This is a genomic window from Cupriavidus sp. PB-02, from assembly GCF_058252315.1.
This window is the reverse complement of the sequence record NZ_JBXPSX010000003.1, coordinates 829917-851741: the sequence shown is the minus strand read 5'-3', so window position 1 is coordinate 851741 and position 21825 is coordinate 829917. Positions and strand designations below refer to the sequence as shown.

Below are 21825 nucleotides of genomic sequence, written 5' to 3'. Positions count from 1 at the left end.
GTTTGATGCCTGCCCTTGGCTGCAGAACTCCAGGCGCATGAGGGCAGGCGTTGAACAAACCTCAAGGGAGGAAACCGCGGAGTCCGGCGATGCCGGTGATGCGGGCTATGGCGATTGATGGGTTCGGCCGATCCGTAGCGCTGTGGCTGGAAGGGCGAGGCAGGGCATCAGTCGGCTCCTGTCATGGCGCGACGGTCGGGGTAGGTCAGGATTGTGTGGATAGGCTGAGCATGCAACATGGTCGAGCAAGTCGGCGAGCGCAACTGTCCGCTTGCGGCGCCGGATTCCGGAGCGCCGTCGGTTGAGTGGGAGATGTGGGACGTGCGGGCTCATGCGAGGGCTCGCTGCGGTGGCGGTCCGCGGATACAGGGACTGCGCGGGATGACCTCGATGATGAGCATCGGTGCGCCACAGTGCCGGCAAAGGAAGGACGGACGTGTAGCGACATCGGTGTCGTCAGGCGGAGCGGTCACCGTCGGCACGGCGTTCAATAGCTCGCGTGCCTTGATCAGATTCGCGCGGCGCACGGGGTTGGCAAGCAGACCGTAGTGGCGGATGCGATGGAAGCCGCCCGGTAGCACGTGCAGCAGGAAGCGCCGCATGAACTCTCCGACATCCAGCGTCATGGTCTTATAGCGCGTGCGTCCCTTGGCGCGGTAGTCCTTCCAGCGGAAGGTCACGCCACGTTCATCGAGCGAGACCAGGCGTGTGTTGGAGATCGCCACACGGTGGGTGTAGCGTGACAGGTAGGCCAGTACCGCTTCCGGTCCAGCGAATGGTCGCTTGGCGTAGACGACCCATTCGGTGACGCGTAGTGGCGCCAACCACTGCGCGAACGCGTCCGGGTCGGTGAGCGAACTGAACTCGCCAAAGAACTGCAGTTGCCCCATCGCGTGTGCTGTCTGGAGTGCCTCAAGGAAGCGCCGCCGGAACAGGCGGGAGAGCACGCGGACTGGCAGGAAGAAGCCCGGGCGGCAGGCCACCCAGCGTTCGCCATCCGGTGAGAGGCCGCCGCCGGGGACGATGCCGTGTACATGTGGATGATGCGTGAGTGCCGATCCCCAGGTGTGCAGCACCAGGGTGGCGCCGATCTGCGCTCCGAGGTGCTTCGGGTCGGCGGCGATGGTCCGGAGGGTGTCGGCGGCGACATCGAACAACAGTCCGTAGATCACCGCCTTGTTGTACCAGGCGATGGCGCCGATGTTTGCGGGAAGCGTGAATACGACGTGGTAGTACTCAATGGGGAGGAGGTCGTCGCTGCGTGCGTCGAGCCAGCGCCGGGCAGCATTGGCCTGACACTTGGGGCAATGGCGGTTGCGGCAGGAATTGTAGGCAACCTCAAGCTTGGCGCAGCCGGAGCAGCGCAGCACATGCCCACCCAGTGCCGCGGTGCGACACCGTTCAATGGCCGACATGACTTGCAACTGACTCAGGCTCAGGTGTGCAGTCTGTCGCCAGGCCGGCCCGTGGAGGCGGAAGATATCCGCGACCTCGAGCACAATGAGCTCGGTGGCAGGATCCCTAGTCGGAACGCAGGTGTTCGAGCGGGCTGATCACCTCGCGCAGCAGATCGGTGGCGACCTGGGTGTAGAGCGCTGTCGTCTCGAGCTTCTTATGTCCAAGCAGCACCTGAATCACGCGGATATCGACCTTCTGCTCCAGCAGGTGCGTCGCAAAGCTATGGCGTAGCGTATGCATGGATACGCGCTTGTCGATCTCTGCGGCCTGCGCGGCTGCGTGGCAGGCACGGTTGAGTTGCCGGGTGCTGAGTGACTCGATGGGATTGAGGCCCGGAAACAGCCAGCCACCATCGAGCATCTTGCCCTGAGCATGAGCCACGCGCCACCAGACGCGCAGGCGTTCGAGCAGGACTGGCGAGAGCATGGCGTAACGGTCCCTGCGACCCTTGCCTTGTTCGATCCGCAGGGTCATGCGCTCGCTGTCGATGTCACTGACCCTCAGCGCTACCACTTCGCTGGCGCGCAGGCCTGCGCCATAGGCGACCGCGAGCGCGGTCTGGTGCTTCAGGTTGCTGGCGGCAGCCAGTAACCTGCCGACTTCGTCGGGGCTGAGCACGACAGGCAGGACGCGCGGCACGCTCACCGGGCGCATCCTGGCCATCCGGTCGACGTCGCAGAGAGTCACCTCGAAGAAGAACTTCAGTCCGCTGATCGCGGCGTTGAGCGAGGTCGGTGAGATGCCGTGATCGACCAGATGGAGTTGATAGCGTCGCAGATCCTCGGTGCTGGCCGTGTCCGGCGAGCGGCCGAGAAAGGCTGCGAACTGGCACACGGCGCGGATGTAGTGGGTCTGAGTCTTGTCCGCGAGCTTGCGCATCCGCATGTCCTCAATCATGCGCTGGCGCAGCGGGCTGATGGTAGGCGTCGCGACTGACATGGCTGTGCTCCTGTCGAGAATCGAGGCCAATTGCCTCGGTCCTCAACATAGGGAACAGCACAGGCGGTTCAGTCACTTTGCGCGATGGCCGGAGGGTTACCGCGCGAGCGGTTTAGTGTACGCCCGTGAGAGCGTGCGATCTGCGGGGTGAAAGTCCCCGCCGGAGTTGGCCACAGCTCCGTAGCTGAAGGTAACTGCGTCGTCGCGAGGCGGGGTGGGGAGTAACCGGAAGCGAACTGTCGGTCCGTAGGCTAACGAACCTGTTTCGGCGGGGTATGGCGGCGAGCCTGCACTAAAGTGGCGAAGCCTGGAAGCAACACAGCACGCTGTCGTGGCGGATAAAGCGGTGCGGTGGCGTACCACGTGGTTGAGGACGGAACGATAGGACGGTAGCACGAAGCAAGCGGGGAGACCTGCCGGCGAGGTGAACGCTGGCAGGAGTCAGAGTCCCGATAGTACTGCACACGGAAGGGTAAAGCCGTGGAGACCTGCGTCAGAGCAAAAGGCGCACTAGGGAAGCGGGGCAGGAAAGTTGATAGCAAAAGACCGGAAGGAAGCAGAGATGAAGATCGAAGCATCGCCAGTGTCGGAAACGACTAGACGAGATGCAAACGCGCTGGGAAGCTGCGTGCAGCGGAAATTCGCGTCAGCTTCAATCTGGACGGACGCTATGTTGGCTGCTCTACAAAACGGAGTTAAGGGAGGTAAATGGCACAGTCTGATTGACAAGGTGTTTCGCCTGGACACGCTCGCGCTGGGATGGGCTCAGGTCGAGAAGAACGCCGGGGCGGCGGGAGTGGACCGCATGAGCGTGAAGCGATTCGCGCAAGCGCGGGACCGCTATCTTGCTGAACTGGCGCATGCATTGCAGGACGGTAGCTATCGCCCGCAGCCGGTGCGGCGCGTCTACATACCGAAAGGTAAAGGACGTCGCCCGCTCGGTATACCCGCTGTGAAGGACCGCGTAGTTCAAGCGGCCCTGAAGCTGGTCATCGAGCCGATCTTCGAGCACGAGTTCGAGCCAAGAAGCTACGGCTTCCGCCCGGGCTTGGGATGCAAGGAGGCGCTCCGAGAAGTTGACCAGCATGTGAAAGCGGGTTACTGCTGGGTGGTCGATGCTGACCTGCAAAGCTATTTTGACTCGATCCCACACCTGCCCCTTCTCGCGAGAGTGGCCGGGCGAATCGCGGACGGCCGAGTTCTGGAGCTCGTCCAGTCCTTTCTCAAGCAAGACATCATGGAAGACATGACGCGTTGGACGCCGACTTCTGGCAGTCCGCAAGGGGCGGTTGTCAGCCCCCTGTTGGCAAATCTGTACCTGCACGAACTTGACGTAGAAATGCGCCAGGCAGGGCTGGTCATGGTGCGCTACGCGGATGACGCCGTGGTGTTATGCCGTACGCGTGAGGAAGCAGAAGCTGCTTTCACTCGCCTGCGGGCTTGGGTGGACGCTAACGGCTTGAAACTGCATCCCGATAAGACCCACATTGGGGACTGCCGGTTGCAGGGTCATGGCTTCGAGTTTCTGGGTTACCGGTTCGAGGCGGGCCAACGCTGGGTGCGCAAGAAGAGTCTGATGGGGCTGCGGGATCGAATCCGTGCCCTGACCAAGCGCCACCGGGGCGATTCGATCGAGAGCATCATCGCGTCGATCAATCCGATCCTGCGGGGCTGGTTCGGATACTTCCGGCATGCCCACCGATACACCTTCTCGTCCGTCGACGGCTTTGTTCGTCGTCGACTGCGAGCGGTCCTGCGCCGACAGCTACATCGTCCAGGTCAGGGCCGATGCTTTCGCGATCACAGTCAATGGCCAAATGCCTTCTTCGCCAATCTTGGGCTGTTCACGATGTACGAGGCTCATCAATTGGCGCGCCAATCCCGATGTGGAAACAACTGACTGGAGAGCCCGTCGCGGGAAAACCGCACACCGGGTTCGGAGGGAGGGGACGGCGAAAGCCGTTTCCTACCCCTATCCACTGGCCGCCAAGCGACCTCCGCCGGTCGCGAGCCTGTTGGCTATCGGCCGTTAGCGCTCCGTGCCCCCAAACGACCGAAGTTTGTTGCCAAACTCGATCATTCGCCAATTCGTCGCCACGCCGGCAGCGTTTAGCCGAGTGTGTCATGCTCCCCGGCATCGCGGCTGCGTGTGTGGCCGGCCCAATCGACTGGGTGCCGACCGGCGCCTACATGGGCTACGCCAACACGCTGAAGGTGCCGTCCTATGTGCTGTTCGGGATCGAAGCCAGGTACGAATTTCGAGTGTGGCGTGACGGTGTTCCTTGACGCACGCAACCTGGCCAACAAGCGCTATGTCAGCGACTTCAGCACGGTCGCTGACGCGCGAACGGCCAATACCTCGGTGTTCTATCCCGGTGTGGGCCGAGCGTTTTACGCCGGGGTCAAGTACAAGTTCTGATTATTACCGCTGTGGCTCTTGGTGGTCGTCGCTTCAAGCACTGCGCAGACGCACATGGCCGTCAAGTGTATGTATCAGCAGCTCAGCCCTCTCTCGCTGTGCGTAGTCCCATCCCGCAGCGATCGCTGCTTCCAACGTGGCAAAGCGTAGGGGCTCTCGCAGGTGGTCTACCTGGAGGGCCCAGCCACATTCGGCAGGTACGACGCGGATGCTTCGCGCGAGCATTGATCTCTCCTGGAGCTCGTGGGCCGCCGCGGCGTCGCAGGTCGCCCCCATAAAAGGAGTCCGCTACAAAGAGCGGGCGTCGTGAAAGCCGAATGGGGGAGCGCATTCGACAGGGTCGATATTGCCCATCTATGTTCTCGGTAGCATATTGATCTTGCCCCCGAAGAGTGGAGTTCTTAGCCCTATGTTCAAATACGAGCAAGGAGCTAAGAGATGTCAGGCAAGCAAACGCGAGCGAAATACACGCAGGAATACAAGTTGGAGGCGGTTCGCCAAGTGAGGGCTGGCCAATCGATTGCGGTCACGGCCAAGGTTCTCGGCATTCCCAAGGGTAGCCTTGGGGCTTGGATGCGTCAGAGTGAAAAGGGAGAACTGGCGGCAGGGACGACTGGCAAGCCGGTGACCGTCACGCCTGAGCAGATGGAGCTGGCTCGGCTGCGGGCGGAGAATGCGCGCCTGAGAATGGAGCGCGATATCGCAAAAAAAGCCGCGGCATACTTTGCGCAGGACGTGTTGCAAGGTATGCCTGGATTTACCAAGTGAGAAAGCACTGGCCAGTGAGTATCTCGTGCGAGGTGCTAGGCGTGAGCGCCAGCGGGTATTTCGCTTGGCGCCAACGGCAATCAACCAACCCCGGCTCCGGTGAACGCCAGAGTGACGAGGCCGTGCTGGCCCACCTGCGCGCCATCCATGCCGAGGTCAAGCAGGAATACGGTTGGCCGCGCATGCATAAGGAGCTGCTCGCGCGCGGTGTCAGGGTGGGCAAGGAGCGGGTGCGTCGCCTGATGCAGCGGCATGGCCTACGCGCGCGCACCAAGCGTAAGTTTGTTGTCACCACTGACAGCAAACACAACTTGCCGGTGGCCGCCGACCTGGTGCAGCGCAGGTTCACCCCTGAGGCCCCGAATCAGCTCTGGAGTGGAGACATCACCTATATCGCCACCGATGAGGGGTGGTTGTACCTGGCCGCCGTCATTGACTTGTTCAGCCGCCAGGTGGTGGGCTGGAGCATGGCGCCACACATGCAGACCAGCCTGGTCCAGGACGCCTTGCGGATGGCCTGGTTCCGGCGCCGCCCGGGTCAGGGGATGATCTTCCACAGTGACCGTGGCAGCCAGTATTGCAGCCACGAGTTCCAGCGCACCATGCGCGACTGGGGCATGCGCTCGTCCATGAGCCGAAAGGGGAATTGCTGGGATAACGCGCCGACCGAGAGCTTCTGGGGACGGCTCAAGACTGCAAGTTTGCACGGAAGAAAGTTCGCCACCCGGCGGGAGGCCATGGACGCGGTGCTCGACTGGATAGCCTTCTATAATCACCGGCGGCTGCATTCTACGCTGGGTTACCTCAGCCCCATGCAGTACGAGCAACGCTGGCACGCGGCACAGCGTAAAAAGGCCGCATAACTCGGGAGCTAAGAGCTACACCAAACAGGGGCAACATCATATCCCTACTTAAGAGGGGCGGGCGTCGCGCCATTGCATCACTTCTGTAGGTTCGCACGTCTTTGCAGAAGGAATTTCGCATGCTGATATGGACATCGCGGCTATGAGCGAGCAAATGCGGCGTCTTGGCTTCGAAGGGCAGATTTACATTATGGATGAAGCAGTAGCTGGCACAGAGGGCCAACGCAAACACCCCAGATCCTTCGGAGTCGTGCCGCTCGGCGTGTGCAGTGGCGTCAGAAAGCGGTCGGTGCGAGGCGTTCAGATCTTAGGAGGATCGCATGGTGCCATCCCGTCGCGGCCATCGACCAGCAACTCCACTGCGAAATCCCCATAGTAAAGGTACAGCCCGCCGCCATTGCTTGGAAGTGAATATGTGAAACGAGCGACCAAGAGGAGGCAATTTCTGGAAACCCTGTGCTCCGACCTCGCTATTCACTTCCAGCCCCGGTCCCCCATCGGCGGGCTGTATCGCGAAGGTTACGAAATTGCAACAGTGCACGGTATGAGCCATATGGCGTATTTGGAAAGGAAGCAAAACAGATTACCCCCAAAGCAGGGATCGGCGGGCCGAGATCAATCAATCTGGCTGGTTGGGAATCAAGGCACTAGCCTGGGTAGAACTTGCGAGGGCAGACGTGGTAGCGTGAGCCTTCAGCCCGCCTACAATCTTACGCGACACCACTGTTACGACGCGAGGCTACGAAATCCCGATATCCAAGGTAAAGCAGGCTCGATCTCGCCTCCTCGGGTTCGCCGAATTGGAGCAGGAGGTGGGCATTGAATCATAGGTTGTCCGCGAGCGCTTCGCATTGAAGGAATTTCGTAACGAAGTGGAATGGTATTGCCGCTGCGGCTCTTGTCGCCGCCGCAAGCTCTGCTCAGACGCACTTGTCCGTCAAGTGCGCTGCCTCTTCGACTATTTGGTTGCACCAACAACCACGCCTTCCCGTCGACTATTGCCCGTTGAGGCTATGCTACGCGTACGGCTGGGAAACTCACCGTTTGCTGAACATCGCGTCCTGCATCAACGAGGAAGAGGGCAAAGTTTCAATGAGTTTGCGAGCCCAAAGGAGCCCTCGATATTGGGCGGTTTCGCTATTTTCGTAATGACCCAATGATTCCGACTCTTGGACTATTCGCTCCCGCAAACGTACGCGCCCTTGTGCCTCAAAGCCACCGTCGCCATTGGGGCTTGCGAAGCCTTCTGCGATGTATCCACGATAAGCTTCGATAGACATAGGGCTTTCCTTCCTTAGGGCAACAATCTGCGCCTAGCACAAGTAAGTGAAATCTTAAGAGATGTTGATTGGGAATGCCAGTCGTCGGAAAGTCAGTCGAAATCTGTCGGGAGAGGGCGGGACGGTAGCAAGCCAGTTACCCGCTATCGGACCCTACTCGATCGTTCGGCGTTTCTCGGGGGAACGTCAGCTTTTGCCGCCGCTTCGGCGCCCTGGCGCAGACGTAAGCCACGCCCAGGGAGGCGTAGCGAAGCCGCACTATCTCTCGATAGCGCACGACCAAACCTGCAAGGCGATGGTGCGGACGGAAGATCGGTGAGTGATCTTCAATGTCAGCGCAGAGATGCGCCCAGATCATCTCGGCCTCCGGGGTCTGGTCGGCTTCGCCACGACCGATTGCCTGAGACATCTGGTCGAGTGTGGAGTATCAACGCCGCGCATATGAGACCGAAGCCTAGGCGCGGCGCGACGAGCGCAACCAGCGTTGCGGTCGTGAAGCCCGCAAGGACAGCAAGTGATCGGCGCCTCGCGACACGCCGCATCCGTCGTGCGGACATCTGCGTAGCGTCCGCACGAGTACAGGACCATTATGGTCACGATCACCGCGAAGACCGCGTCTGAAAATGCAGTCAGCCGATCCGCGGTTATCGTTCCTTCACGCATAGCGCGCTCCTTGGAGCGAGCAAGAACTTGGTCACGTGATGATGACGGTGAATCCTGTGTCCGGAATCCACTCTCAATCGATCCGGTTTCAGCAAGATCCAACTGCACAGACAGTCGTTGCCGCATTACGGGAGGTGACATTCATGACGCTAATATCAGATTTCGACGCGGTTTAATACAGATCCGCAGCGGATCGTGCTGCACCACTTGTACGCCGCTGCCTAGGACCGGACCGACGCCTCCGTCACCCTCCGGTTTTTTGTCCGCGCCCTTTGAGCTCAGTCCTCGCTGGTTGGCCAGCGCAGGTCGCGACCACATCAAACAGCGTCCTCCACGCAACTTCTGGATGGTTGGCCCGGCCAGATTGGCTGCCTCCACCCCCTTGTCCTTGTTACGAGGTGATGAAATCGCGTAGGGTCCGTGGTCTACCTGTGGCCATAAGCGTCTTAGTGTTTCCCCGATTGTCTTATCGAATGTATGCACCAATAATCCTGCCCTCTGCCGGCACCATATTGGCGCATCGACGCTCGAGGGCCATGTTCAAGAACAACAAGATAGGAGGAGGCCCGCGTGTTTCGATTTGAGTATGGGGCGACCAATGTCTACGCACTGCTTGGCTTCGCGGACGCCGAGGAAATTCCGCTCAAGGCGGAAATCGTGAAGGACATGACGGCATGTATAAGAGCCGCGGGCCTTACCGTGTCCGACGCTGCAGCCATGCTCGGGACACTTCCGTCGGATCTCGCCCTGGTTCTCTGCGGCAAGTTTCAAGACATCGGCGCAGAGGAGTTGCGCGGTTGGCTCGCGCGCCTTAGCTCGCGGTTGTGGTGATTGCAGCGCCATCACCCCGAAGAGGGTTGTCCGGCCAAGCCGGTATCCAGCACCATTCGGTGCCCCAGACAGGCGAATGACACAAAACTGAAAAATCACCGCGCTAATCTGGCGCGGCAGCGCTATTTGTTGGCGCCACGTGCATACGTGGTGGTAGTGGTCGAAAGCCGAACACAGAATCGGGACGACCGGAAGACAGGGGTCAAACAAACTTTGTGAGAGACAAGCAGGATGACGAAACGCATTGCATTGGTGACTGGCGGTATGGGCGGTTTGGGGGAGGCCATCAGCCTCAGGCTGCACGACGCCGGCTACGACGTGGTCGTGACGCATACGCCAGGCAACCCGAATGTGGACAACTGGCTCGCCACCATGGAGGCTGCCGGCCGCAATCTCCGTGCGTACGCGATGGACGTTGCGGACTACGATGCCTGCCAGGCAACGGTGGCAAAGATTCTTGCCGAGGTCGGCCAGGTCGACATTCTGGTGAATAACGCCGGCATTACCCGCGACATGGCCTTCAAGAAGATGGACAAGGTGAACTGGGACGCCGTGATTCGCACCAACCTGGATTCCGTGTTCAACGTGACCAAGCCTCTGTGTGACGGCATGGTGGAGCGGGGCTGGGGACGCATCATCAATATATCGTCCATCAATGGCTCCAAGGGTGCGTTCGGCCAAACCAACTATGCAGCCGCGAAGGCGGGTATGCATGGCTTCACCAAGTCGCTGGCGCTGGAGGTCGCTCGCAAGGGGGTGACGGTCAACACCATTTCTCCCGGCTACCTGGCGACCAAGATGGTCACCGCCGTGCCGCAGGAGATCATGGATACGAAGATCCTGCCTCAGATTCCGGTGGGGCGGCTCGGCAAGCCGGAGGAAGTGGCTGCCCTGGTTGCTTATCTGTGCTCCGAGGATGCAGGCTACGTGACCGGATCCAATATTGCGATCAACGGCGGGCAGCACATGCAATGAACTGACGGGGCGGAACATGGTTCTGCCCCCTCTGCGACTCCGGATCGTGGGAGCACGTAGAGATCTACTTCGCACGCGATCCATCATCAGTCCCCCGCCTTTTAGGAAGACGACTGAGCGTACAGACGCGTGTCGGTAGAGCGATAAATCATTCACCATCGGAGAGCAGCGTGATCTTTACTCAGGAACAAATCTTGTCGGTACAGCAATGCAGCCTCGAATCCCTGTACAGCCTGACATCCAAGGCCATCGAAGGCTTCGAGAAGCTCGTTGAGCTGAATATGCAGGTCGCGAGAAAGGCGCTGACGGAAAATCTGGACGGCGCCAGGCGCGCGCTCTCCGCCAAAGATCCGCGGGAATTTCTCGAGGTCCACGCGTCGCTGGTGCAGCCGGCTGGCGAGAAGGCTATGGCATACGCCCGCCATTTCTATGAGATCACATCGGAAACCCAGAAAGAACTCGCCAAAGTGGCAAAGGCCATGCTGACGGAGGGCTCGCAGAACCTGCGGGAGGCTGTCGACAACCTCGCCAGGAATGCCCCGGCCGGCACGGAATCGGCCGTAGCGATCGTGAAGTCGGCTATTACCGCCGCCGACAACGCCTACGAGTCGGTGGAGAAGGCCGCGGCGCAGGCCGTGGAAATTGCTGAATCCAACATCCAGGCCGCTGCCACGGTGGCAACCAATGCCGCACAGCAAGTCGGCGTGACGGCTCGTGCCACCTCGAAGAAGACTTCAGCTTCCGCCTGATCCTGCTGCAGCGATCCCCTGAAGCCCGGCCTGCCTCGGTCGGGCTGGTTCTTCTTGCCGGGCGCGTGAAGCCGGCGAAGCAGCGGGTGGGGCTATGCGCGTTGACGGTCGGGATGGTGAAGCTGATCACGCAGTCTGGCCAGTCGCGCCTTGTGGCCGGCAAGCGACCGCGAGCCGGCCACGCTCCCTAACTACACTTCGGTCTGCTCTGCCATTTCGAGCGCGTCGTCCACTTCAATGCCAAGGTAGCGCACCGTGCTCTCAAGTTTGGTATGCCCAAGAAGCAGTTGAACGGCTCGCAGATTCTTCGTGCGCCGGTAGATCAGCGATGGTTTGGTGCGCCGGATGGAATGCGTTCCGTAAGCTGAATCGTCAAGGCCAATGGAGGCGACCCAGCGATGAACGATCCTCGCGTACTGTCGCGTTGACAGGTGCGGCGATGCGTGCAAGCGACTCGGAAAGAGATAGTCGCCCAGCTTAAGTCCGCGAGCATGAATCCAACACTGAACGCTTTGGCGAGTTTGTTCGGTGATTTCGAACTGCACTGGCCGCTGAGTTTTCTGCTGCATGACCGTTGCGCGAGTGCCAACCTGGTTGCCCACGCAGATGTCTTGCACGCGCAGGCGGGTCAGATCGCACGCTCGGAGCTTGCTGTCAATGGCAAGGTTGAACATCGCCAGTTCGCGAACATTCGTCGTAAGCTGAAGCCGAGTTCGTATCGCCCATATCTCGTTCAACTTCAGTGGAGGCTTTTGGCCCGTCAGCCTCCCTTTGTTCCATGGAACGTGACGCGTTTGGTCGAGAGCGGTTGTTTCCATGATGGTCTCCTTTCGGGTGAAGGGAAACCAGTCTGCGCCTCTGCCAGTGGTCGCTGATCGACCCTTCTCCGCCGGTCGGCCGGTCCAATTGTTCTGACTGAAGTCGCGACAAGAGCGGTCGCCCGGGTCGGTGTTGCGACCGTCGCCCGCAAGTTGGATGCCAGGTTTTGGCAGACGATCAGGCGGCAATGCAGGAGATCAGGCTTATGTTGTCGGATCGGCCAATGACGGGGCGAACGACAGGTTGCTCCCGCAAGATCGCGAGATGCTCACGCTTGCCTCGACCAGCGCTTTGATTGCCTTTGTCTTGATGCGCCGGACATCAGGGCTTGCGCCGATTAGCGTCAGACACGCGACTGCCTCGTTCTGAACATCGAGAATCGGCGCGCTCATGGCTGACAGTCCTGGGATGAGAACCGATTCTGCTTCGTCGTATCCGGCTCGCCGGATCGTCGAAAGACGCTCAAGCAACTTCACTGGCGGCTGTTCATGGTTCTTCGAAACGGCCAACTCGATCAGGTCATCTCTGACCTGATCGGGGGTGAAGGCGAGCAGCACGCGACCCGTGGCCGAATTTGTCAATTGGAATGTCGAGCCCACCGACAACGTAGTAATGAACGGCACATAGCTGCGTTCCCATCGCACGATAGTGGGGCCGCGATCGCCGAGCACACACAGGAGGGCGGGCAATCCCGTGCTAGAAACTAGCTGTGGCATCGCTTCACTGGCGAGGCGCAGATGATCAACACGCGCGAGGGCGGAGGCGCCGATGCGTACCGCCGTCGGCCCAAGGTCGTAGAGACCGGTGACTTCATCCTGTACCGCGAGACCGCTTGCCATTAGGCTCGCGAGGTAGCGATGCGCGAGGCTGTTTGGCATGCCGATGGCGCGCGCCAGATCGCGGAGGGGTGTCGCCTTACCCGCCTCGACAAGCGCAAGAAGAACCTCCGTTGCCTTGTCGGCCGACTGAATCCGGCGTCGTCCTCCGCCATTGCCGGTAGCAGTCGGCGGCGGGTCGTCCGTCGACACCGCCGATGGTTTTGCGATGGTTTTTTTTGCTTCTGTCAAAGCCGTCGATACTCCTCTCGGAAGGGGCGAACCTCGGATTCAGGGTGCGCGAACGGCCTTTAAGTTTATCACGGGCGATGACACGGGAATTCAGCCAGCTCCAGGCAAGCAGATGACGCGCGCATCGGCATTGCGCAGGCGGAGCGGCAAAATGCGCTGATAGTCTGTGGAGGTGTACCAGGCCGTGGCGTCCTCGGGGCTCTCGAACTCCAGAACCACGAACGTCCCGGTTTTGGCGTTGCCCTCGAGCACGTGGGGCGTGCCTCCCCGAATCAGGAACACGCCGCCATAGGAATCCAGCGTGGGCTGGACCTTGCTGGCGTACTCATCCCACTCCGCGCCGGGGGAATGGATGTCTACCTCGGCAAAAATGTAACCTTTCGTCATTTCGTCTCCCGTCAGAAGGATGAGGTGAAGTTCCCTGGAGGGTCGCAGGCCACCGTTCCCATCTTTGCCGGAATCGAGACTTCGAGAAGCTCGAGGTCTGGTGAGATCGCCAGCTCGTTGTGCTTGAGTCCGCCAGGGATCAGGAGCGATTCTCCCGCGCTGACGCGAATATGGCGGCCGTCCTCGAAGACCAGGTCGACCCAGCCGCGCAGCGTATAAATGAACTGCGAATCGCAGAGGTGATAGTGCCAGCCGGTTTGCTGCATTTCGCCCGTTGCAAGAGTTATCTGCGCGCGCATGCGGCCATCCGTGGCAGTCGTCACGCCCAGGTCCCGATACTTGAAGAATGAGCGGCGTCCCGGCACCAGTGGCGCCGTTTCGGGCGTGGCATAGGAAAGCCTTTGCGCAAGCGCTTCGGCGTCGGCAATCGACGTGGCGGAATGAACGTGTTCGGTGGATGAGTCCATGGTCTGCTCCGTGGGTGTTGTCGTTGTTAAATTTGCTGATTGGCGGGTTGCCGCCGTGGTGCCCCGCGTACCAGCACGTTGGCGCGTTCTTCCACACTCTTGATGATCGAAGTGAAATCGTCCTGGCTGCGTCCTTCTTCCATTGCCGTTTGCCAGACGCCCCGGGCCTGCTCTAGAACGCGCGCCGGGACGCCCAGATTGCGGGCCTCTGTGATGGCGAGCTCCACATCCTTAGCGAGGATTGACATGTGTGCCCCGAAGTCGAACGATCCAGGGAGGGCGAAGCGAGCAAGGATGTCTGCTGCTGCGCTCTGGCCGGTGCTGGATCGGATGACGTCGGCCATGGCGTCGGCGTTCAGGCCTGCTTTGGCGCCCATCGCCAACGCCTCCGATGCAACGGCCATGTTGGCGGCCAGCATGATGTTGTTCACCAGCTTCATCGCCTGTGCCTGGCCGGGCTGATCGCCCAGGTTGTGAATCGTCTTCGCGATGCGAGCCAGCGAGGGCATGGCGCGCGCAATGTCATGGCTCGCGCCGGCCAGCATGATGGACAGCGTGCCCGCACGCGCGGCGGACGGCCCACCACTGACTGGCGCGTCCACCGTGGCGATATGCTGACGATGAAGTCTCTGTGCGATGGAGGACACCGCAGTCGGACCGATCGTCGACATCTCGACGTACGTATGCAGCGCGTTGCCGGCCGCCACGCCGTCCTGGCCGAAAATCGCCGCTTCGCATACCGCCTGGCTTGGCAGGCAGGCCATGACGATGGCGGCGGCATCCGCCACCGAACGCGGACTGGCATGCGCCACCGCGCCAGCGTCCACAAGTCGCGACACGGCTTCCGCGTTAGGGTCGTAGACGTGCAGTCGGCACCCGGGATGAATAAGCCGCATTGCCATCGCGGCACCCATGTTGCCAAGGCCTAAAAAGCCGACGTGGGTAATCTCGCTCACGTTCGTATGTCTCCGTATCTGGGTAGATTTCCGCGCACCGCGTCTACCAGTTGGTGCCGCGTGCGGTGTGCTTCGGGTAGCGTTGCAGTGCCGGCCTTCACTCAGATCAACAGTTCGATCAGGAAGGGGCCGTCCTGGCGGAAGCTCTGCTTCATGAGGTCGGCGCACTGCTCGAGCGTCGTTGCGTGTGCGGCCTCCACCCCCATGCCGTTGGCGAGCCTGACCCAGTCGAGATCGGGATTCGACAGATCGAGCATGCTCATGGCCGTGGGTCCCGGTGATGCTCCGACGTTCTTGTACTCGCCGATCAGGATGTTGTACTTGCGGTTGGCCAACAGAATCGTCGTACAGGGGAGTCGTTCACGTGCCTGCGTCCAAAGCGACTGAAGCGAATACATCGCCGAGCCGTCAGCCTGCAGGCTGATAACCCGTCTCGAGCCCCCACAGGCCACCGCCGCGCCGGTTGCGACCGGGAGTCCGTCGCCAATGGCACCGCCGGTCAGTGAGAGCCAGTCATGTGGTGCTGCAGCGTGGGTGAATCGGTAGAAGCTGCGGCCATACGAAATGCTTTCGTCCGATACGATCGCGTTCTCCGGCATCAAGGCGGCGATCGTCTGGGCCAGCCCTTCCGGCGTGGGTGCACCGGTAACGATCTCCGGGCAGGGCTGCGCGGGCGGCATATCGACCACTGGCGCGTTCAGCGCCTCCGCCAGCGCGAGCAGGGCCGCTTCGGGATGCTGGTCGACGCGCGACAAATGATGGATCTGGGCTTCGCGCGGATACTGGAGGGACGGCTTGCCGGGGTAGGCGAAAAATCCGACTGGTGGCCTGGCGTTGACCAGGATGATGTGCCGAAACGATGCCATCATCGTGATGGCTTGATCGGTGTTGTAGGGCACCCGCTCGATCGGCAGACGGCCTCGTCCACGCGAGACCCGCCCCATCACGTACTCGTACTTCAGGGTCGCGCCCGTCGCGCTGGCAATGCGCCAGGCGAGCGCCTGCGCTTCGGGCAGCGCGCATTCGCCGCCAAGCAGGATCAGCACGTCATTGCTGTTCTGGCGCAGAATGCGCGCCGCATTATCGACGGCAAATGTATCGATCGATGGCGCTGACGGTACGGGCAATGCGCGCGCGGCAACGCCGCCCGCATCCCAGGACGTATCGGAAGGCAGGATCAGTGTGGCGATCTGTCCGGGCGCGGTGCGCGCAGCGGCTGCCGCGGCGGCCGCATCACGACCGACGTCGGCTGCGGACTGGCTCGTGCGGACCCATGCCGATACTGCGCCCGCAAGCGCGGCCGTATCGGCAGTGAGGGGCGCATCATACGGGCGGTGATAGGTCGCCTGATCTCCCACGATGTTGACGACCGCGCTATTAGCGCGGCGAGCGTTGTGAAGGTTCGCCCAGCCGTTGGCAAGTCCCGGGCCGCAATGCAATAGCGTGCTCGCGGGCTTCCGAGCCATGCGGAAATAGCCGTCGGCCATGCCGGTAACGACGTTCTCCTGCAGCCCCAGCACACACCGCATACCTGGAATCTGATCCAGGGCCGCGACGAAATGCATTTCGCTGGTGCCGGGATTGGCGAAGCAGGTATCGATGCCCGACTCGAGCAGTGTGGTGACCAGACTTTCGGCGCCATTCATGTTGTGTGTTCTCCGGTTCGATGAAGGTGGTTCGCGTGGGGGCAGCGCGAACGGGCAGGATCCGTCCAGCCGGAAACCGCCTTGGCTTCAAGAAACTCCTCAATGCCCCAGATCCCGCCTTCGCGGGCACGTCCGGACGCCTTGATGCCACCGAAAGGAGATCCCGGTGCGCGCGGCCTGCCATTCATCTCCACCATGCCCGAACGCAGCCGGCCCGCGACGCGGCGGCATCGTTCGTCATCAGTCGATTGCACGTAATTGGCCAGCCCATACGGCGTATCGTTCGCGATGGCGATCGCCTCTTCCTCGGTGTCGAAGGGAATGATCGAGAGCACAGGGCCGAAGATCTCCTCGCGGGCGATGGTCATCTGGTTGGTTACGTCGGCGAAAACGGTTGGCCGCACGAAGTAGCCACATTCGTGCGCTTCGGGACGCCCGGGGCCGCCTGCAACAAGTCGCGCGCCCTCCGCCATGCCTGTCTCGATCATCTCCTGGACTTTCCTGAATTGCGCCGCCGAGGTCAGCGGGCCGAAGAACTTCCCCGGCGCGCGCGCCGCCTCGGCCGCGAAGTTCTCGGTGATTTCCCGGGCCTCGTCGACTACGCGCGCATAGACCGAGCGCTCGACCAGCATGCGGGTAGGGGCGTTGCAGCTTTGGCCGGTGTTCTTGAAGCAATGGAGCACTCCGCGCCTGACCGCATCCGCATCCGCGTCGGCAAAGACGAGGTTGGCCCCTTTTCCGCCGAGCTCGAGCACCACTCGCTTGAGCGTTTCGGCTGCGGCCTTTGATATGGCGATGCCGGCACGGGTCGAGCCCGTGAAGCTGATCATGTCGATATCGGGATGGGACGACAGGCGCGCGCCGACTCCCGTGCCGTCCCCGTTCACGAGATTGAACACACCGTTCGGAAAGCCGGCGTCCTCGATGAATTCGGCAAAGAGCATCGAGGAGAGCGGCGCGATCTCGGATGGCTTCAGCACGACGGTGCATCCGGCCAGCAAAGCGGGCACGACTTTCAGCGTGACCTGATTCATGGGCCAGTTCCACGGGGTGATGAGGCCGGCGACGCCGATCGGCTCCATCAGGATCCGATCGTTGGGTGCACCTGTGCCGAGGGAACGTTCGAACGAGAACGTGCGAAACGCGGCAATGAAGTTCCTCATGTGATACGCGCCGGCACCGACATGTTCGGCCCGCGCCATGTCGACGGGCGCCCCCATCTCAAGGCTGATCATCCGCGCCATTTCCGCGGCGCGTCGTTCATAGATCTCCAGCAAGCGCTCTACCAGCCGAAGGCGCTCGCCCGGGCTGGTACGAGACCAGCCTGAGAAGGCTTGCCTTGCCGCCTGCACCGCGCGGTCGGCATCGAGCGCATCGCCGACAGATATCACCGCGCAGGGTTGCTCGGTGGATGGGTCGATCACCGCCAGGTCTTGGCGACGTGCGGGCGTGACCCACTCCCCATCGATATGGAATTGTCTCTTTTCAAGCACGTTGTCTCTCGTTGATTTGCGTTGCGGCAGGCCGACCGGCGCAGGGCCGCTGCCAATGAACCGAACGGTAGAACATCGAAGTGAGATTGTAAATAGGGTGTAAGCGTTATCCATAGGATAATTATTGTAGAGGTGACGCAAGGGGCGCTCCCCGAAAAAATTATCCTATGGATAACCATGAAACCCTATTTACAACATCGAGCGCTCCGTCTATGGTTCGATCCGACGGTCGCTTCCGACCGCAAAGACAACCCAGGAGACAACCACCATGACCCACCGCTTCAGCCCCATTTCTCATTTCCGTTCACGCCGCGCGGTACTGGCGCTGGCTGCCGTCATGCTGGCTGGTGCAGCGTTTCCGGCCGCGAGCCAGAGTCCCGCGTGGCCGGCACGGCCCATCCGCCTAGTGGTGGGTTTCGCTCCCGGCGGCGGAACGGACGTGATGGCGCGTGCGATTGCACAGTTGCTGAATGAAGCACTGGGGCAGACAGTGATCGTCGACAACAAGCCGGGGGCGAGCGGCAATCTGGCGGTCGGCGAAGTCGTGAGGGCGGCGCCGGACGGGTACACGTTTCTGATTGCGCCCACCTCGGTTGAGACGGCCAACCCATATCTGTTCAAGTCGAATCTCGTCCCGTCCCGGGATCTAACGCCCGTCATGGCGATCGGACGCGCCCAGATGTATCTGGTCGCCCGTCCAACGCTTGAGGCCAGGGACGCCAAGCAGTTCATCGCTTTGGCGAAGTCGCAACCGAGCAAGATCACCATCGCGTCGGCCGGAACCGGGACGGCACCGCATCTCGCCGCCGAGCTATTCAACCAGAGCATCGGCACGTCGATCACGCAGGTGCCATACAAAGGCTCCGCCCCTGCGCTGCAGGATGTGATGGCCGGTCAGACGGACGTCGTATTCGACCCGGGGATTGGCTTCCCCCACATCCGAAGTGGCAAGGTCAAGCTGCTGGCAGTGGCGAGCGAGAGCAGGTCGCCGTTCTTTCCGGACGCACCGTCATACGCGGACCTGGGCATCCGCAATGCGAGTCTTGATGTCTGGTTCGGTGTCTGGTCACCGAATAAGGTCCCGGCCGACATCAGCGAGCGCTTTTCTGCGGCGTTAAAGAAGGTATTGGCCTCGCCAGTGCTCAAGCAACGGTTCGCGCAACTCGGCGCCGAACCGGTGGCACTGGACAAGTCAGCTTTCCGAAACCTGCTGACTGACGAGAGCAGGCGGCTGTCAACGCTGATCAAGGAGCGCGGGATCGTCGTCGAGTAAGCACCTCAGCGGCCACCCACCTCGGATTGTCCCGGACCCCTGCGGTCCGATTCCATATCAGCTTCCAGCAACCGGTCATCCGTGGCCGGATGTTCATCGCGGACTACAGCTTCTCTAGGCGGACCGATGTGTATCGGCGTACACGCGCAATGCGGCATTGAACATTTATTCCGCCGCGATCGGCTACACAAGCGGCTATTACCTCGGTACAGACAAGGATCACATTTTTGGGGTGGCGGTCGGCGTCAGGCACAAGTTCTGAACGCGCCGGGAGACCGAAGGAATAGGGGTGCACGCCCACTACGATGAAGGAATGGAGCCATAACTCGGACATCGACCTGGTTCCTGAACACCCGGAGCTTGCAAGGACGTCTGCGAAGGCTCAGGCGTTCTTTGACGTACGTATCAGTCGGATGTCCGCTCCGGGGAACGAACGTCGCGCAGAAGTAGGTCGGGAACTGGACATGAGGAAGGATCTTTTGGATGGCCGCAGCTAAGCGTAGAGCCGCCGTTCGGGGCGTGCTGTCGACCGTCGCTTCCTGGCCGGCTGCTGCCGCTGCGCTCCCTCCAAACTCGCATGCGCGTAGACAGGATCCACGTGACGCCGGCGTTGCCAGGGCGCGGCAATAAGGTTCGATAACGTTGTGCTTATCAAGCGGCGACGCGCCGCCCCCGGGGAGGGGGAGTTTGGTGAGGCCGGCTGGCAGTTCGTGGCACGGAGTACCCAATTCTCGACGGAACGGGGCCGCCTTCAGGGTGCGCCGAGCCAGCCTGCGGCGGGCGTTGCCGAAACTGGGCAAGGTCGGCGGCACAGCCGCACCAACTGCCGGAGTTGCTGTAAGCCCTCGGCCGCTGTGGAGAGGGATGGGTATCCCGGTTCGAGGCCTGTTACAGCAAAAGAGGCAGTCAGTGGCCGCACATTGTGAAGTAAAAGCACCTTGCCACGGGCGTATCCTTCTTGGAGCGGTACCGGCTGCTTGGCGCCGATAGTGGGGCAGGCAACGAGCGGCCTTGACCTTTTTTCGTTTATAGACGAAAATAGATTATGTATGAGATTCGACACTACCTGACTCCGGATCAGCGTGACATCTTCTACGAATGGTTAGTGGCTTGAAAGACAGCACCGCCAAGGTCTCCGTCGTTCGCCGCTTGAGCCGAGCAGGGCAACTTTGGCGATCACAAGTTTTGCAGAGATGGAGTTTGGGAGTTGCGTGTCGACGTGGGTGCCGGCTATCGCGTGTACTACGGCATCGCAAAGGGGCAGATCGTTCTGCTGTTGTGCGGTGGTGATAAGCGCACGCAGAGCGCTGACATTGACCGTGCTTGCGCGTATTGGCAAGACTGGCAACGGAGGGCCAACTAATGAAAGACCGACACCACGATGACGCGATGGCCGAAATGTTCCGCGAGGATCCGGCCTTCGCCTTAGAGACACTCAACGCCATTCTCGAGGATGGTGATCAAGCCGAACTGATGATTACGCTTCGTCAGCTGACCAAGGCGTTCGGCGGTGTCCAGGCCGTAGCTCAGCAAGCTCACTTGAATCCGACCCAACTCTATCGCACGCTGTCTCCGACCGGGAATCCCGTACTGAGCAATCTCTCGGCGATCCTCAAAGCGATGGGAATGCGCTTGGCGGTCCGTCCTGCGCATGGCGAGCCGGCTCATTCATAAAGTTCAGTTGCGCTTTGGCAGATGGGCCCAACTGAGGGCGGGCCAAGAGGCGGTTGAACATAACGCCCGTAGAGCGAATTTTTGCGTGTGTTCATTCATTCATAACAAACAAAAGACGCATAATAATCGTTATGTTAAATATTTTGCGCCTTCGGGCCGTTAAGCAGCTCTGGGCCGTCTGACCACCTCCCGGCGCGCTCCCAGGCTGCGCGCAGATCCACCCGTCCTTCTGCGCGCAGGTTTGCTATACTTGTCTCAGTAGTTGAACAAGTTCTTTTGGGAGAGGCGCATGCGCACCGTTCATTTCTCCGATGCCCGCAACAACCTGAAGGCGGTCATCGACCAAGCCATCGACGACCACGATGCCGTGCTGATCACGCGCCGCGACGCGCCCAACGCCGTCATCATGTCGCAAGAGCAGTACGACAGCTGGATGGAAACAATGTACCTGATGTCGAATCCGGCCAACGCCCAGCGCCTGATGGAATCGCTCGCGCAGCTGCGCCAGGGTAAGGGCGTGGAGCGCCAATTGATCGACCCGGACGCTGAATGACGCGCAAAGTCATCTTTGCCCCGCACGCCTGGGAGGAATATGTCTGGTGGCAGACCCAGGACAAGAAGATCCTCAAGCGCATCAACCAACTCATCGTCGAGTGCCAGCGCGACCCCTTTGAGGGCATCGGAAAGCCGGAGCCCTTGAAGGGCAACCTGTCTGGTGTCTGGTCACGCCGCATCGATGACGCCAACCGCTTCGTGTACACGGCTGACGACGACGCGGTTTACATCGCCGCCTGCCGCTACCACTACGGCGACAAGTAGCTCACTGCACAGACGGAGGACCGTTACCTGCGCATGCTCGCGCGCAATCTGTGCCGGCGCAACGGGCAGGTGGACGGGTATGGTTTGAAGTTCTGGTGCGGCGACACAGAAGATGCTGAGCGCCAACGTGTGATTGCCGCGGTTCGCGACAATTAAGAATAAGACGGTTGCAGGCCCCGGATTCGAGGATCCCACCCAAGACGGGCTGCCGTCTTTCGACGACCTCTACAAGCTCTGCGCTTGCCTGCAACACCCCAATTATAAGAGGCCTGATGCGCT

20 protein-coding genes and 2 pseudogenes are annotated in these 21825 nt (G+C 60.9%); 11 read left to right on the top strand and 11 right to left on the bottom strand.

Annotation, left to right across the window (positions count from 1 at the left end; translation table 11 throughout):
- Positions 1-329: 329 nt before the first annotated feature.
- Together AC10V3_RS38435 and AC10V3_RS38430 are read right to left on the bottom strand one after the other, a co-directional pair.
- Positions 330-1502 carry an IS91 family transposase gene (locus AC10V3_RS38435; RefSeq protein WP_349609880.1) on the bottom strand — a complete coding sequence of 391 codons (1173 nt, stop codon included), beginning with the start codon at positions 1500-1502 and terminating at the stop codon, positions 330-332.
- 19 nt (positions 1503-1521) lie between these two features.
- Positions 1522-2397, bottom strand: a complete 876-nt coding sequence (locus AC10V3_RS38430; protein WP_022540237.1) for a tyrosine-type recombinase/integrase — start codon at positions 2395-2397, stop codon at positions 1522-1524.
- A gap of 562 nt (positions 2398-2959) precedes the next feature.
- On the opposite strand from AC10V3_RS38430, the gene ltrA reads away from it, so the two are divergent.
- On the top strand, positions 2960-4297 hold the full coding sequence (gene ltrA / locus AC10V3_RS38425) for a group II intron reverse transcriptase/maturase (RefSeq protein WP_349604517.1): 1338 nt from the start codon (positions 2960-2962) through the stop codon (positions 4295-4297).
- Between the two features lie 251 nt (positions 4298-4548).
- Positions 4549-4816: pseudogene (locus tag AC10V3_RS38420) on the top strand (TonB-dependent receptor); the annotation flags it as partial.
- Between the two features lie 33 nt (positions 4817-4849).
- Here AC10V3_RS38420 and AC10V3_RS38415 read toward each other — a convergent pair.
- The gene (locus tag AC10V3_RS38415) at positions 4850-5041 is read right to left on the bottom strand and encodes a DUF2188 domain-containing protein (RefSeq protein ID WP_022540251.1); all 192 of its coding nucleotides are present in this window, start codon (positions 5039-5041) and stop codon (positions 4850-4852) included.
- Between the two features lie 213 nt (positions 5042-5254).
- Here AC10V3_RS38415 and AC10V3_RS38410 point away from each other — a divergent pair.
- Positions 5255-6447, top strand: a protein-coding gene (locus AC10V3_RS38410; RefSeq protein ID WP_490923304.1) for an IS3 family transposase whose coding sequence is annotated in 2 segments (ribosomal slippage) — positions 5255-5519 and positions 5519-6447 — 1194 coding nt in all. Because the reading frame shifts where the segments join, the coding sequence is not laid out codon by codon here.
- Between the two features lie 1037 nt (positions 6448-7484).
- Here AC10V3_RS38410 and AC10V3_RS38405 read toward each other — a convergent pair.
- The gene (locus AC10V3_RS38405) at positions 7485-7727 is read right to left on the bottom strand and encodes a hypothetical protein (protein WP_349604514.1); all 243 of its coding nucleotides are present in this window, start codon (positions 7725-7727) and stop codon (positions 7485-7487) included.
- A 1233-nt stretch (positions 7728-8960) separates the two neighbouring features.
- Here AC10V3_RS38405 and AC10V3_RS38400 point away from each other — a divergent pair.
- The 3 genes from AC10V3_RS38400 to AC10V3_RS38390 all read left to right on the top strand — a co-directional run bounded on the left by AC10V3_RS38400 (position 8961) and on the right by AC10V3_RS38390 (position 10945).
- Complete coding sequence (locus tag AC10V3_RS38400; RefSeq protein WP_022540250.1) at positions 8961-9221, top strand: XRE family transcriptional regulator; 261 nt, start codon at positions 8961-8963, stop codon at positions 9219-9221.
- Between the two features lie 231 nt (positions 9222-9452).
- The gene (gene phbB / locus AC10V3_RS38395; RefSeq protein WP_022540249.1) at positions 9453-10196 is read left to right on the top strand and encodes an acetoacetyl-CoA reductase; all 744 of its coding nucleotides are present in this window, start codon (positions 9453-9455) and stop codon (positions 10194-10196) included.
- 170 nt (positions 10197-10366) lie between these two features.
- Entirely contained in the window at positions 10367-10945 is a 579-nt protein-coding gene (locus AC10V3_RS38390) for a phasin family protein (RefSeq protein ID WP_022540248.1), read from the top strand.
- A 191-nt stretch (positions 10946-11136) separates the two neighbouring features.
- Here the strand turns inward: AC10V3_RS38390 and AC10V3_RS38385 are convergent, their stop codons facing one another.
- The 7 genes from AC10V3_RS38385 to AC10V3_RS38355 all read right to left on the bottom strand — a co-directional run bounded on the left by AC10V3_RS38385 (position 11137) and on the right by AC10V3_RS38355 (position 17780).
- Positions 11137-11763 (bottom strand): tyrosine-type recombinase/integrase, encoded by a 627-nt coding sequence (locus AC10V3_RS38385; RefSeq protein WP_022540247.1) that lies wholly within the window; start codon positions 11761-11763, stop codon positions 11137-11139.
- A gap of 204 nt (positions 11764-11967) precedes the next feature.
- Positions 11968-12831: an IclR family transcriptional regulator gene (locus AC10V3_RS38380; protein ID WP_022540246.1), complete on the bottom strand. Its 864-nt coding sequence runs from the start codon at positions 12829-12831 to the stop codon at positions 11968-11970.
- 90 nt (positions 12832-12921) lie between these two features.
- Complete coding sequence (locus AC10V3_RS38375; protein WP_022540245.1) at positions 12922-13218, bottom strand: DUF1330 domain-containing protein; 297 nt, start codon at positions 13216-13218, stop codon at positions 12922-12924.
- Between the two features lie 11 nt (positions 13219-13229).
- Positions 13230-13685 (bottom strand): cupin domain-containing protein, encoded by a 456-nt coding sequence (locus AC10V3_RS38370; RefSeq protein ID WP_022540244.1) that lies wholly within the window; start codon positions 13683-13685, stop codon positions 13230-13232.
- Positions 13686-13711: 26 nt separating this feature from the next.
- Positions 13712-14641 carry an NAD(P)-dependent oxidoreductase gene (locus AC10V3_RS38365; protein ID WP_022540243.1) on the bottom strand — a complete coding sequence of 310 codons (930 nt, stop codon included), beginning with the start codon at positions 14639-14641 and terminating at the stop codon, positions 13712-13714.
- Positions 14642-14742: 101 nt separating this feature from the next.
- Positions 14743-16287: an acetolactate synthase large subunit gene (locus AC10V3_RS38360; RefSeq protein WP_022540242.1), complete on the bottom strand. Its 1545-nt coding sequence runs from the start codon at positions 16285-16287 to the stop codon at positions 14743-14745.
- Positions 16284-17780 carry an aldehyde dehydrogenase family protein gene (locus AC10V3_RS38355; RefSeq protein WP_022540241.1) on the bottom strand — a complete coding sequence of 499 codons (1497 nt, stop codon included), beginning with the start codon at positions 17778-17780 and terminating at the stop codon, positions 16284-16286. Before AC10V3_RS38355 ends, AC10V3_RS38360 begins: the two co-directional genes overlap by 4 nt.
- A 268-nt stretch (positions 17781-18048) precedes the next feature.
- Here AC10V3_RS38355 and AC10V3_RS38350 point away from each other — a divergent pair, with 268 nt between their 5' ends.
- The 5 genes and pseudogenes from AC10V3_RS38350 (at position 18049) to AC10V3_RS38330 (ending at position 21546) form a co-directional block, all read left to right on the top strand.
- Complete coding sequence (locus tag AC10V3_RS38350; protein ID WP_022540240.1) at positions 18049-19053, top strand: Bug family tripartite tricarboxylate transporter substrate binding protein; 1005 nt, start codon at positions 18049-18051, stop codon at positions 19051-19053.
- A gap of 1045 nt (positions 19054-20098) precedes the next feature.
- Positions 20099-20416, top strand: a pseudogene (locus tag AC10V3_RS38345) (type II toxin-antitoxin system RelE/ParE family toxin).
- A complete protein-coding gene (locus AC10V3_RS38340; protein ID WP_022540235.1) occupies positions 20416-20727 on the top strand; it encodes a helix-turn-helix domain-containing transcriptional regulator in 312 nt (103 codons plus the stop codon). Before AC10V3_RS38345 ends, AC10V3_RS38340 begins: the two are co-directional and overlap by 1 nt.
- A 289-nt stretch (positions 20728-21016) precedes the next feature.
- Positions 21017-21280, top strand: a complete 264-nt coding sequence (locus AC10V3_RS38335) for a type II toxin-antitoxin system Phd/YefM family antitoxin (RefSeq protein ID WP_022540234.1) — start codon at positions 21017-21019, stop codon at positions 21278-21280.
- The gene (locus tag AC10V3_RS38330) at positions 21277-21546 is read left to right on the top strand and encodes a Txe/YoeB family addiction module toxin (RefSeq protein WP_022540233.1); all 270 of its coding nucleotides are present in this window, start codon (positions 21277-21279) and stop codon (positions 21544-21546) included. The genes AC10V3_RS38335 and AC10V3_RS38330 overlap by 4 nt, the downstream gene beginning before the upstream one ends.
- Positions 21547-21825: the final 279 nt, after the last annotated feature.